General features: G+C 69.8%; 11 protein-coding genes. 5 read left to right on the forward strand and 6 right to left on the reverse strand.

From position 1 onward, the window contains the following. The first annotated feature begins 95 nt into the window (after positions 1–95). The 4 genes from AB0C19_RS12195 (at position 96) to folE (ending at position 4,209) form a co-directional block, all read left to right on the forward strand. Positions 96–284: a hypothetical protein gene (locus AB0C19_RS12195; protein ID WP_357183940.1), complete on the forward strand. Its 189-nt coding sequence runs from the start codon at positions 96–98 to the stop codon at positions 282–284. Positions 285–384: 100 nt separating this feature from the next. Continuing rightward, positions 385–960 (forward strand): hypoxanthine phosphoribosyltransferase, encoded by a 576-nt coding sequence (gene hpt, locus AB0C19_RS12200; protein WP_357183382.1) that lies wholly within the window; start codon positions 385–387, stop codon positions 958–960. A 529-nt stretch (positions 961–1,489) separates the two neighbouring features. Then, entirely contained in the window at positions 1,490–3,508 is a 2,019-nt protein-coding gene (gene ftsH / locus AB0C19_RS12205; protein WP_357183385.1) for an ATP-dependent zinc metalloprotease FtsH, read from the forward strand. A 35-nt stretch (positions 3,509–3,543) separates the two neighbouring features. Then, the gene (gene folE / locus AB0C19_RS12210; protein ID WP_091403265.1) at positions 3,544–4,209 is read left to right on the forward strand and encodes a GTP cyclohydrolase I FolE; all 666 of its coding nucleotides are present in this window, start codon (positions 3,544–3,546) and stop codon (positions 4,207–4,209) included. A gap of 108 nt (positions 4,210–4,317) precedes the next feature. Here the strand turns inward: folE and AB0C19_RS12215 are convergent, their stop codons facing one another. Together AB0C19_RS12215 and AB0C19_RS12220 are read right to left on the reverse strand one after the other, a co-directional pair. Next, positions 4,318–5,019, reverse strand: coding sequence for a hypothetical protein (locus AB0C19_RS12215; RefSeq protein WP_357183901.1), 702 nt, complete (start codon positions 5,017–5,019; stop codon positions 4,318–4,320). 46 nt (positions 5,020–5,065) lie between these two features. After that, positions 5,066–7,627, reverse strand: coding sequence for an FtsK/SpoIIIE domain-containing protein (locus AB0C19_RS12220; protein WP_357183388.1), 2,562 nt, complete (start codon positions 7,625–7,627; stop codon positions 5,066–5,068). A gap of 195 nt (positions 7,628–7,822) precedes the next feature. Between AB0C19_RS12220 and AB0C19_RS12225 the strand changes: the two genes are divergently transcribed. Beyond that, positions 7,823–8,380 (forward strand): hypothetical protein, encoded by a 558-nt coding sequence (locus tag AB0C19_RS12225; RefSeq protein WP_357183904.1) that lies wholly within the window; start codon positions 7,823–7,825, stop codon positions 8,378–8,380. A gap of 2 nt (positions 8,381–8,382) precedes the next feature. Here AB0C19_RS12225 and AB0C19_RS12230 read toward each other — a convergent pair whose 3' ends face one another. The 4 genes from AB0C19_RS12230 to AB0C19_RS12245 are packed head-to-tail and all read right to left on the reverse strand — an operon-like array spanning position 8,383 to position 12,680. After that, a complete protein-coding gene (locus tag AB0C19_RS12230) occupies positions 8,383–8,982 on the reverse strand; it encodes a hypothetical protein (RefSeq protein WP_357183391.1) in 600 nt (199 codons plus the stop codon). Positions 8,983–8,995: 13 nt separating this feature from the next. Next, positions 8,996–10,174 carry a M23 family metallopeptidase gene (locus AB0C19_RS12235; protein WP_357183394.1) on the reverse strand — a complete coding sequence of 393 codons (1,179 nt, stop codon included), beginning with the start codon at positions 10,172–10,174 and terminating at the stop codon, positions 8,996–8,998. Then, the gene (locus AB0C19_RS12240) at positions 10,171–10,728 is read right to left on the reverse strand and encodes a hypothetical protein (protein ID WP_357183397.1); all 558 of its coding nucleotides are present in this window, start codon (positions 10,726–10,728) and stop codon (positions 10,171–10,173) included. Before AB0C19_RS12240 ends, AB0C19_RS12235 begins: the two co-directional genes overlap by 4 nt. After that, positions 10,725–12,680 (reverse strand): MFS transporter, encoded by a 1,956-nt coding sequence (locus AB0C19_RS12245; RefSeq protein WP_357183400.1) that lies wholly within the window; start codon positions 12,678–12,680, stop codon positions 10,725–10,727. Before AB0C19_RS12245 ends, AB0C19_RS12240 begins: the two co-directional genes overlap by 4 nt. Position 12,681: the final 1 nt, after the last annotated feature.

Below are 12,681 nucleotides of genomic sequence, written 5' to 3' on the forward strand. Positions count from 1 at the left end.
CGAGGGTAACCCGACAGGTGGCAGTAAATCGATGACCACTGGCATTCCTGCCACTGTCCGGTCGCTTCGCGAGGTCGCAGACTGGTCTCAGTCCGGTGCGCACCGGCGGCGAAACCAACAGCAATCATGCGAAAGCGAGCGCCGCCATGGAGTTCCTGTTCATCCTCCTGTTCCTCGTCCTCCTCGCCGGTGCCTCGGCGGCCGGCCTCACCGTCGACAGCCACGATTCGGCCGACTGGAAGCCGAGCGACGATGGTCGCCGCTGGCGGTCACGCACCAACTGACGTGATTAGAGTCATTTGCCCGGAAAATCCTCGGCGGGACCGCGCCAAAAGGTGCGGCCCCGCCGACGAAGGCCATCCGACGTACGGCAGGCTAGGAGTCATGGCTGACGGCTCCTGGTACGACGCCGACATCGACCACGTGATCATCTCTGAGGCGCAGATCCGCGAGAAGACGGCGGAGCTGGCCAAGCAGGTTTCCGCCGACTACTCCCACGTGGGCGACGGGCTGCTGCTGGTGTGCGTACTCAAGGGTGCGGTGATGTTCATGGCGGACTTCGCCCGGGCGCTGGGCCGCAACGGCCCGCCGGCGGAACTCGACTTCATGGCCATCTCGTCCTACGGCCAGGGCACCACCTCCTCCGGGGTGGTTCGCATCCTCAAGGATCTGGACCGGGACATCGCCGGTCGGCACGTGATCGTCGTCGAGGACATCGTCGACTCCGGGCTCACGCTCTCCTGGCTGCTGCGCTACCTCGAGTCGCGCTCGGCGGCCAGCGTCGAGGTGGTCGCACTGTTCCGCAAGCCGGACGCGGTCAAGGTGCCGGTCGGAGTGAAGTACGTCGGCTTCGACATCCCCACCGAGTTCGTGGTCGGGTACGGCCTCGACTTCGCTGAGCGCTACCGGGAGCTGCCGTACGTCGGGGTGCTCAAGCCCGAGGTCTACGCCCGCTCCTGACGCCGGAGCGACCCGTCGCGACGGCCCGCCCGTCGACATGAGCCCTACTTGCATCGGCATCCATCAAGCCGACGTTCAGCGGGCTCTCAGCTGATGCGGTTACCGTGTAGCACGGTGGCCCGGAGGTTCCTCCGCGCTCGACCCTCTCGATCGCGTGACCGGGCGCTCGGGTGGCCGAGCCGGACTCCCCGCCACGCCGGCTTCCACCCGGACTCGCCGTACGTTGGCTGCGAGGCTGGTGGGCCTGCCCACGGTGCGTGTCGTCGATGTCGAGGGCGCGCAGAGTGCGGGGGCTCGCAGGTTCGCTGCTGGCGTACACGGTCTTTTGATGGTGCACCACTGCGGGGCTCGCAAGCTCACTCCTCGCGTACACGGTGTACCGTCGAATGACCGCGGCGCGGTAGTTTTCGCGCCTCGGGGTCGAGGCCGGCCCGCACGGCGGCTCCGGCCGCCGCTCAGCGCGGCGACACCATCAGACGGTCAGGACGTCGATCAGGAGGATGCGGGCGCCCCGGCGCTCGACAACAGTATGGAACGTACGCGTTTCTTCCGCCGACCGGTGGTCTGGATCATCCTGGTCATCCTCGGCGCCGTTGTGCTCAGTCAACTGTTCACCAGTGGTCCCAGCTACCACCGCGTGGACACTTCCGTTGCGCTCGATCAACTGCACACCGCCAAGATCAACAAGGTGGTCTTCCAGGACAAGGAGCAGACGCTCCAGCTGGACCTGGCTCAGAAGACCAAGTTCGGTAAGACCGAGACCAACAAGATCGAGGCCCAGTTCCCGTACCAGGCTGGCGACCAGATCTGGAACGAGGTGCTGGACGCCAAGGCGAACAACCGGGTCACCGGCCCGGCCGACGCCAAGGTCTCCTCGGACAGCATCTGGGTGAGCCTGCTGGTCAACCTGCTGCCGATCGCGCTGCTCGTGCTCCTGCTGCTCTTCTTCATGTCGCAGATGCAGGGCGGCGGCTCCCGGGTGCTCAACTTTGGCAAGTCCAAGGCCAAGATGATCACCAAGGACACTCCGAAGACGACCTTCGCGGACGTCGCGGGTGCCGAGGAGGCCGTCGAAGAGCTGTACGAGATCAAGGACTTCCTGCAGAACCCGGCCAAGTACCAGGCCCTGGGTGCCAAGATCCCGAAGGGCGTGCTGCTGTTCGGCCCGCCCGGCACCGGCAAGACGCTGCTGGCCCGCGCGGTCGCCGGCGAGGCCGGGGTGCCCTTCTACTCCATCTCCGGCTCCGACTTCGTGGAGATGTTCGTCGGCGTCGGCGCCAGCCGGGTCCGTGACCTGTTCGAGCAGGCCAAGACGAACGCCCCGGCGATCGTCTTCGTCGACGAGATCGACGCCGTCGGGCGGCACCGTGGCGCCGGCATGGGCGGCGGTCACGACGAGCGGGAGCAGACGCTCAACCAGCTGCTCGTCGAGATGGACGGCTTCGACACCAAGGGCGGGGTCATCCTGATCGCGGCCACCAACCGGCCGGACATCCTCGACCCGGCGCTGCTGCGCCCGGGCCGGTTCGACAGGCAGATCCCGGTGGACGCCCCCGACATGGAGGGCCGCAAGGCCATCCTGCGGGTGCACGCCAAGGGCAAGCCGTTCACGCCCGACGTCGACCTCGACGCCGTGGCCCGTCGCACCCCGGGCTTCAGCGGCGCCGACCTGGCCAACGTGATCAACGAGTCGGCCCTGCTCACCGCTCGTAAGGAGCAGCGGGCGATCACCAACGACTCGCTGGAAGAGTCGATCGACCGGGTGGTCGCCGGTCCGCAGCGGCGGACGCGCGTCATGAGCGACAACGAAAAGAAGATCACCGCGTACCACGAGGGTGGCCACGCGCTGGTCGCCTGGGCGCTGCCCCACGCCGCGCCGGTGCACAAGGTGACGATCCTGTCCCGTGGTCGCTCGCTGGGCCACACCCTGGTGCTCCCGACCGAAGACAAGTACACCCAGACCCGTGCCGAGATGATCGACACCCTGGCGTACGCCCTGGGCGGTCGCGCCGCCGAGGAACTGGTCTTCCACGAGCCGACCACCGGCGCTGGCAACGACATCGAGAAGGCCACCCAACTGGCCCGCGCGATGATCACCCAGTACGGCATGAGCTCCAAGCTCGGCGCGATCAAGTACGGCACCAGCGGGGACGAGCCGTTCCTCGGCCGCAACATGGGCCACGAGCGGGACTACTCGGACTCGGTGGCCGCCGAGATCGACGGCGAGATGCGGGCACTGGTCGAGCTGGCGCACGACGAGGCCTGGGAGATCCTGGTGGAATACCGGGACGTCCTGGACAACATCGTGCTCGAGCTGATGGAGAAGGAAACCCTCTCCACTGCCGACATGGCGCGGATCTGCTCCCGGGTGGTCAAGCGCCCGCCGCTGGCGCCGTACAACGGCTTCGGCAAGCGCCAGCCCTCCACCGAGCCGCCCGTGCTCACCCCTGCGGAGAAGGACAAGCTCAAGGCGCAGGCCCAGGCCGACGGCGCGCAGGCGTCGGTCGGCGGGATCGCGCCGTCCAACAACTCGGACGGCACGCACTGAGCAACGACCCGACGGCCAGCTCCCCACACCGGGAGCTGGCCGTCTCCGCGACCGAACCAGACGGCGACGACGAGCTGGACTACGTGGCCGCACGGCTGATCAGCGGCAAACTGACCGGCCGCCCCGTCGAGGACGCTGTCGACCTCGGCCGGATCGAGAAGGCCGTCCGCGAGATCCTGATCGCAGTCGGCGAGGACCCGGACCGCGACGGACTCCAGCAGACCCCGGCCCGGGTCGCCCGTGCGTACGCCGAACTCTTCGCCGGCCTGCGGGTCGACCCGGCCCAGGTGCTCAGCACCACCTTCGAGGCCAACCACGAAGAGCTGGTCATCGTCCGGGACATCGACGTGATGAGCCTCTGTGAGCACCACCTGCTGCCCTTCCGGGGCAGCGCGCACATCGGCTACATCCCGGGCCCCGATGGGCGGATCACCGGCCTGTCCAAGCTGGCCCGCCTCGTCGAGGTCTTCGCCCGTCGGCCGCAGGTGCAGGAACGGCTCACCTCGCAGGTCGCCGACCTACTGATGAGCAAACTCGCACCACGCGGCGTCGTCGTCGTGCTCGAATGCGAACACATGTGCATGGCGATGCGCGGCATCCAGAAATCCGGTGCCAAGACCATCACGTCGGCGGTACGCGGCATCCTGCAATCGGACTCCAAGTCGCGGGCCGAAGCGATGGCGCTGATCATCCCCCGCTGACACCTCGACGCCCCACGGCCGGCCGACACCCATCCGGGACGGCCGGCCGTTGCGTCTTCACCACCCGGCCGGCGTTGCTCCGACCGGGCGGCTTTCCGGCCCGACGGATCAGCCAGCGAGCAGCGCCAACAGCAGGCCCGCCGTGGCCAGCACCGCCGGCACCAGGCACACCAACGCGCCGAAACGCACAGTACGGTCCAGGCGCTCGGTGGGGCTGACCCGAAACAACCGGCCAATGCCAATCCAACCGGCGACGAACGCGACCGCCGGCATCGGCAGTCCGCAGATCAACGCCGCCACAGTGGCCGGTCCCACCCCCGTCGTTACGAGCACCACGACCTGGATCAGCGGCACCAGCAGCGCGAACGGCCCGTACACCAGGAGGTTGCGCGCCCGCGCGGGCCAGGACCCCGGTCGGAACCGGCGGCGCGCGGCCAGCGCCGCGTCCGCCGCCTCGGCCCGACCACGCGCGGTCCGCAGCGCCGCCAAAACGGCCGCCGGGCCACCCGCCATCGACCGGGCCGCCTCGGTCAGCTCCGGCGGTGACGGCACCAGGGAGATCGCCGGTACGCCCAACTCGCGCAGCCGTTCCTGTTGACTCGCCAGCCCGGTACGGACCACAGTCAACTCCTCCCGGGCGGCCTCCGCCGACCGGGCCTGCTCACCGGCAGCGGCAGCCGCGCCCCGGCGTACCCCGTCCAACTGGCGGGCGGCCGCAAGATACTCCGTCCAGGCCGTGCTGGGCTCGACCGCCCGCGGCGAGGCGTCCCCGGGCGCCGCCTCTGCCCGTTGCCGTCCCGGCCCGGTCACCGTCGCGATCGGATCCACCTCGACACCCTCCACGCGCGCCACCCGCTCAGCCGGCCTCGTCGGCGAACGGCACCAGGACTGTGCCCCGCTCGTCCGGGCCGTCCCAGAGCACCGCCCGGTCGGGGCGCACCTGCCACTCGACCGGCCGACCAAAGACCGCTGTGAGCTGCGCGACCGGCACGTCCAGCACGGCCACCGCCGCAAGCTTGTCGACCTCGCCCGCCGGCTCGAACAACGCGGCGAACGGCGGAACCGCACGCCACCAGCCCAGCAGATGCCGGCCCTCCGGCGGCCCGTCCCGTAGGAGCGACCGCAACCGGTCCACCGGCAGATCCCGAGGCCCCGGCCGGTCCAGCCCGAAGACCACCAGATACGTCGGCAGGTCGTCGGCCGCGTCCGCGAGCAGCGTCGGCAGATCCACCAACTCGGCCGCGTGCCGGGTGGCCAAATCCGCAGTCAACGCCTCCGCCAAAGCCCGCGCGCCCGGGTCCGGTGCCGCCACCAGGAAACGGGCACCGCCCGGTGCGTGGTGAGCCGACGTGCTCCGCGCCGCCGTCGCCAACAGCCCGCCCGCCGCGGTGCCCGACCCCAGCACCGCGAGGTTGCGCCCGGCCGCCGGACCCAGCGGCACAGCGACCGTCGACCGGGCCACGTCCACCGCCCGGCCCAACAGGGCGGCCGGTCCGTGTGCCTGTCCCGCCAGGGCCGCCCGGTGGCGCGGATCGTTGCCCAGCAGCGGCCGGGCGTACCCCGCGAAGACCACCGGCGGCACGGACCCGGCCGGACGCGCCGCCCACAACTCGTGGCGCAGCTCTTCCACGACCTCCGGATGATCCTGCGGATCCGGGTGACGGATCAACCGTTCGTGACCCCGGATCGCCCCCCGAGGGCCGCCGAGCCCGCCGGCAGTGTTCACCACCGCGCTGCCCACCGGCAGACCGGCCGCCGAGTCGTTCGTCGGCTCCAACACCGGGCTGCCACCCGGTAGCGCCACCCGTACCGGAAACTGCCCGAGCACCGAATCCCGATGACCAGCATCCGCGCGCGCACTCAACCCCAACTCGCCCGCGCCCGCCAAGACCAGGTGCACGCCGTACGCCCGACCCGCCCGGGCCAGCCCGTCCAACTGGGCGGCCACCTCGGCGGCCAGCCGATCCCGCTCGGCGAAGAGCAGCGGCACATTGTCCACCACACAGACGATCCGGGGCAGCGGCTGGTGCTGACGCAGCTCCGCGAAGCGTTGTCCTCCGGCCCGAGCGCCCGCCTCCGTGCGGCGCTGGACCTCGGCCGTCAACTCGTCCAGCAGATCCCGGACGTACTCCCGGTCGGCGGCCATCGCGGCCGCGCGCACCTGCGGAACCCACGACCGGTCCCGCTCGGTCTGCAAGAACTCCACGAAGGACTCGCCGTCGCCGAGATCCGCCAGGTAGAACGCCAGGTCGTCAGGGCCGTACCGGGCGGCCAGGCCGAGTAGCGCGGTGGTCAGGAACGCCGCCCGGCCCGCAGCGGACCGGCCACTCACCAGCCAGTGTGGGGTCAACTCGGTGAAGCCCAGCGGCACCGACCGGCCCCCGGCGTCGCCGACGGTAGTGGTCAGCCCGTCGGCCGAGTCCGACTCCCACAACCGCTCACCCGTTGGCGGCAGCAGAGCACCCAGCGCCAACCGGGAACCCGCCTCCACCTGCTCGGCGAGCCGCCGACACACCGCATCGACCAACTCGGCCGGCGGGTCCGACTCGACGAAGACCGGCGAGTTCAGACCGCCCGGTGGATCGGCGCCCGGCCCGGCGAACGAGGCCCCCGGCGGATCGCCGAGCAGCGCGTACGCATTCCGCAGCGCCAGCGAAGTCGTGTGCGGCAGTGGTGCCCGGGCCGAGTACGGGCCGGCGGGCGGCCAACCCGCCACCACCAGGTGCAGCCCAGCGGCCGGCCCCCGCTCGGCCAACGTCTCGATGCGCGCCAGATCGGACGCGCCGGTCGACTCCGGCAGCGCCGCCACCACCAGCAACAGCGTCCGATCGTGACGGCGTCGCCCACTCGCCCCCGGCGTCACCCACTGCTCCGCCTCGGTGAGCACCGCGCGCAGACCCGCCACGTCCACCGCCGGCGGCGGCAACAGGCCGGCATCCGCGAGTGCCCCGAACGGCGTCAGCACAGCTCCGGTGGCATCCACCGCGCGAATCAGCAGGGCACCCGCCGGTGCCGCACCCAACAACCGCAGGAGTACGGCCCGGAGCAAACCCGCCACCCGCGGCTCCCGCGCATCAGCGTCCACGCTGAGGTGACCGGTGCCGACAAGTGGCACCAACGCGGGGAAACGAGCGTCGTCCAACGGCGCCGCAGTACCGACCCGAACGAACGGCGGCGGACCATCACCCGCCGGCGAGTCCACGGTGAGTGAGTCCAGTGCCGCGCCCGACCAGCCCGGCGCCAGCAACGCCGCAGCCGTCCGTAACCGGTCGGCCACCTCGTACTGGCGGCGCTGATCGGCCGGAGCAGGCCGCGTCTCGTCCAGGATCCCAGCAGCCGCTGTCGCGACGGCCGCCGCCCGACGGTGCAGGGCTGCGGCGCGGTTCGTACGAGCCTTCGGACCGGCCACCGCGTCCACCCCCTCTACCCGAGGTTGGCAACCCCTCCCCAAGCAGAGACGGTATCCCAGCCGACGGTCCTCCTCCGGGAGGTGCCTCGGCGCTGCGCCGGTGTTGTCGTGGATCTCACCGGTGGGGAGGGGTCCGTCACGATCCGCTGGATCTGAGGCATTGGCTCCGGAGCGTCCAGCCGATAACTTCAGGAGGTGGAATCAGTGCAGCCCCCCGCCGGTTCCCAGGTCTCCCGCGTACCGGCCCAGCGGACACCGTCGGAGCAGCTGCCGCCCGCCCCGGCAACGCCGGCGCCGCAGCCGCCGCGCCGCCGAATGCGGACGGTGCTCACTGTCGTGGCTGGCGTGCTCGCCCTGCTCTGCGTCGGCGGGGTCGCGACCGCCTTGGTTTGGTACAACCGCGCCTCGACGCCCGACCGCAGCGCACCGGACGTGGTCGTGGACAACTACCTGCGCGCGTTCCTCGTGGATCGCAATGACGTAAGAGCTGACCAATTCACCTGCGAGAGTGGGTCGCAGTTGGACGCGTTACGCGCTCTGCGAACCGATCTACTCGAGCGGGAGCAGCGTTTCGGGACCACGATAACTGTTAGTTGGGGGACCCTGAACGTGCAGACGCAGGGTGAGACTGCTGCTGTTGAGGTTACGTTGATCATCTCGGCTCGGATCGACGGAATGAGCCAGAGCGACCGTCAGCCCTGGCAGTTCAATACTCGGCTAGCCGACGGCTGGCAGGTGTGTGGCGGTACGCGAGCCGGCTGAGGTCATTCGATCCACAGGAGATGGACCGGGACCTCCAGCGTGGTGGGTGACTGGCCGCGCCAGGCCCAGCGGTACCACTCCACCTCGGGTGTGACTCGCACACAGATGTCCCCTTCGGCCCCTGAGTAGGTCTCAGTGACCGCTCGAAGGTCACGATGCTCCAGGCCGTTCTCAACGTGCACCACCCGTCGACCGGTGACCGCGTCCGCTTCGAAGACCGGTGTGGGGGTCCGGTGCGCCGGGCCGTCCAGCGATACCAACCGGATGCCCGTGTCCCGGGCGTCGTCCACGTCCGGTCGACTGCCGACGGTCTCCACCCAGACCCGCTCCACCGGCACCAACGGCGCGAACACCTCGACCTGGTCGGCTTCGGCCCGGTACCACTCGTGCTCGGGGATCACCGGCACGTAGGTCCTGGCGCTCTGCACCACCCGGTCGTCCGCGCGCAGGTCCCCGCGCCAACCCATCCCGGGCAGCCCGACCAGCACCCGTCGACCGCGTAGCTCGACCCGCTCCGTCGCGGGGACGATGGTCAGCGGTCTCGGCGGCTGTGGAGCCCAGTCCGGCTGGTCGGCGAACGGGTCAGGTAACGGTCCGGTCATACCAGTGGTGGCCTCACTCAGCGGCGCGCAGCGGGGCACCCCGCTCGCGCATGAACGGGACCGGGTTCACCGCGCCGGACGCGTTGCGGTCGTTGCGCAGGTGCACCTCGAAGTGCAGGTGCGGGCCGGAGGAGTTGCCACTGCTGCCGACCTTGCCGATCACCTGACCGGCCGTCACGATCTGATCCTTCTTGACGAATGGCTGAACCACCATGTGGCAGTACCGGGTGATGTAGCCACCGGCGTGCAGCAGGTCGACGAACCAGCCGCAGCCCCCCTTGCCGGGGAATCCGTCCACGTTGCAGTCCTGCCGGAGGCGGCGGTCCTCGTCGCAGGTCGAAACCAACACTCGACCGGTCGCTGCCGCGCGAATCTCGGTGCCCTTTGCCGCGCCGATGTCGACTCCGTTGTGGCTGGGCCGGCTGGCGGTGCGGAAACCGGAGCCGACTCCGCCAGGGATCGGTGCGGTCCAACCGGAGGCAGCGATCTGGCCGCGCTCGGCCGCGTTGCACACCGCCTTGCCGTTGATCTCGACAGTGCGGGCCGCGCCACCAGCCAGCGCGTCCACGATCCGGCTGGCTATCTCTTCGTGTTTGGCGTACGCGTCCGGGTATGCGCTGATCTGTACCCGCTGCGCCACCACGGTCAGCGGTCGTTGTTGCCAGCTCCCCACCTTGACGAGCTTCTCGTAGAACTTGCGGGCCGCGTACGCGGGATTCAACCGCTCGGAGACACTGCCCCACCCCGGCCGCTGCTGGAACAGGCCCAGCGAGTCGTGGTCCGCGCCAACGCCCTCATGCGGCAGAGCCAGGGACTCGGGTACGCCGCTGTTGGCAAGGTTGCGTAGGGCGGACTCCTGCATAGCGGTGGCGAGGGCGACCACCCAACCTCGCGAAGGTACGCCCATGTCCTGGCCGACCTTGATGATGATCGCGGCATTGCGGACCTGACTGTCGCCGTACTGGGCGAATCGTGGCAGCTTGCCCGCGATGTTTACCGCTCGGACCGGCCCGCACTCCATGCCCGCCATGGTGTCGCCGTTCTCGGCGTCGTTGCCTCCGAGCCCGGTGAGGAAGAACGCCGCAGTGCCGCCGGTGCAGCAGAGCAACAGCAGCATCCCGGTGAGCACCGCGGCGACCACACCGAGCCGGAGGGGACCCCGGCGCGTTTTGGCGCTACCAACATCGCTCATGGCCGCTCCCAGTCCAGAACGTCGACCAGCCAACCACCATCGGAGGTGACCAACTCCAACCGGAGCCCGCCGGCATCAAGGGGTAGCACCAACTCGACGAACGTCTCGGTCCGCTCTCGCATGGTTGGAGGACCGGTGACCTTCTCGGCCGGCACGCTTTCGGGCTCGGCGCCGGTCAACTTCTCCCTCAGCGCTGGCGTGGAAAGTGGCCGCAGGCCAGCCTGCCACTCTTCGGTGGTCATCCCGGGACGGCCCAGCCAGGCCTTGGCGAAGCGGTCCGCGGTCTGTTCGGGCGTGCGGGCGCCGGGCGACGTCACGGGTGACGGCGGAGCCGCGCTGTTGAGCAGACCGTCGTCGCCAGCCGTCGGGTCCACGGTGATGATCGGCCCATCCGGACGGCTACTCAACCCATCGGCTGAATCGCCCGGGTTCGAGATCAGCCGGGCCGCCCCGAGCACACCGACGACCACCACCCCGATCACCAGCGCAACGCCCAGCCGGGACCGCAGCGCCCGAGTGAAGAGGAACTCCAACGCCCGTCGCATGACCGTCACCTCGCCTCTGAGCGCACCCGGGGTCCGGTGCGATCCGGTACTCGCTCGGTGGAGCCCGGGCGGTAGACCACGAACGACGGGTTCTCAGCCGGAACGTCCGGCTCGGTCCAGGTCGCTGGCTGTCGGCGTCGGGGTTGCGGGGCGGTCTTGCGGCTCCGATCCCTGCCCTCCTCCGCCGGGGCCTCTTCGGGCCGCTCTCGACCGTCAGGGCGTACCGCGTCCGCGCGCCGGCCGTCGGCCACTGCGGTCGGCACCGGGGCCGGGTCCTCCCGCCGCGCCTCGGGACGTAGCCGGGTCTGCGTCGCGTCGGGCGACCGTCGACGTCCACCCACCGGCTCGGCGGTGCCGCCCGGCTCGGCTACGTCCAGGCGAGCGGCGGTCCGCATGTCGCGGAAGAACCGGCGATGCCAGGACCCGGCCGAACTGACCGCCTCGCTGCTGTCCTTGCCGCCTAGTTGCGTGATCCGCCGGTACGGCCGCAACAGCAGCCATCCGACCACTCCGCAGAGCCACACCAGCACCACCTGAAGCCAACCCGGCAGGGCAGGGGTACTCATGATCAGGTCGACGGCGAACAGGTAGATGGCTGCGCCGGTGCCGAAGATGGCGATGTTGAACACCGCAGCGACCACTGCGTTCGCCAACCGTCGCAGGCCGGCGCTGGCCGGCCGGAGCAGGCCGATGGTGCCCAGGATGGGTGCCGCGATCACGGCCCACCGGAAGATCAGGAAACCCAGCAGGACCAGCACTGACGCGGTCAGGTCGAACATCGCGAAGAGCACGGCCGCGAGCACGGCGATGAAACCAGAGCCGATTCGGTCCATGTCGCGGGTGCCCGTCAGGAACTCGTACGCCTCCGGGTCCTCGGTCTTGATCTGCTCCGCGACAGTCATCCACTGCTGCTGCTTGGCCTCGATCGTCGCTGGCCGGGTGGCCGGGTTGGCCCGCAGCTTCTCGGCCTCTTCCCAGGAAAACGCCTTGGCGTCGTACAGGGCAGGGCCATACTTTCGGGCGGTCTCGCTATCCGCCGAGCCCAGCACTCCGCGCAGCCAATTGCGGTAGAGCATCGCCTCGGTGGCAGTGTCGCTAGCCCGTACGGCTGGCGGCCGTTTATCCACACAAGCGTCTGGGTTGGGAACGGCGCACTGATCCGGCGGGGTGTCCTTCGACGCCGGACCTATGGCGTCGTGTACGACGCCGAGCGAGGTGATCAGGGTGCCATCGGCGATGTTCGCCGACTTGACCGGCCAGGCCGCCAGCGCGGTGACCGCCACCATCACCAGTAGCGCCCACCCTGCTGTCGTCATCGCATTGCTCATGTCCGACTGGCGGGAGCGCCAGAGCAGGTAGAGACCCACCACGCAGAGCGTGACGATTCCAAAGACGCTGAATACTTTTTCGTATACGCCTTTGGTGGCTTTCTCCACCAGTGGGTCGGCCCAATTCCACATCGAGCGGGGATCCCAGGCTCGCTCTCGCAGGGCGTTCGAGGCGCCCACGACCGCCGTGGCGATCATGAGCTCACCGTTGGCGACGGTGGTGGTGAACTTGTAGTCCGGATGGAGGACGGTGGATGCGCATCCGCCCTCCACGTTATAGGTGTTGAAGCTGTAACCGCCGTAGCCGTAGTCGCTGTAGATGCCCTTTGGCCCGGGCAGCTTGGACGAGTCCGGGCGGGAGGCGAACCAACCAGCCAGGCCCGAATCCGGAGCGGAAGGCACAGGTGGCTTGAGGCAATCGATTTCTGCCTTGCTGACCTGCTTCAGCTTCGCCACGCAGGCGCGGAAGTCGGCTTGCCATTCGGCGGTCGTGCAGAGGTCGGCGCGGGCCTGCGCGGCGGGCGGTGCGGCGGCTGCGGCCTCCGCGCCGATCAGCGGCCAGGTGAGGGTGGCCCCGGCCAGTACGCCAAGGGCGAGCAGGAACGACGCGGTCCTTGCCCAGGCCCTAGCCATG

This window comes from Micromonospora sp. NPDC048842 (genome assembly GCF_040649935.1).
In the GTDB taxonomy this organism is placed as follows: Bacteria; Actinomycetota; Actinomycetes; order Mycobacteriales; family Micromonosporaceae; genus Micromonospora; species Micromonospora hortensis.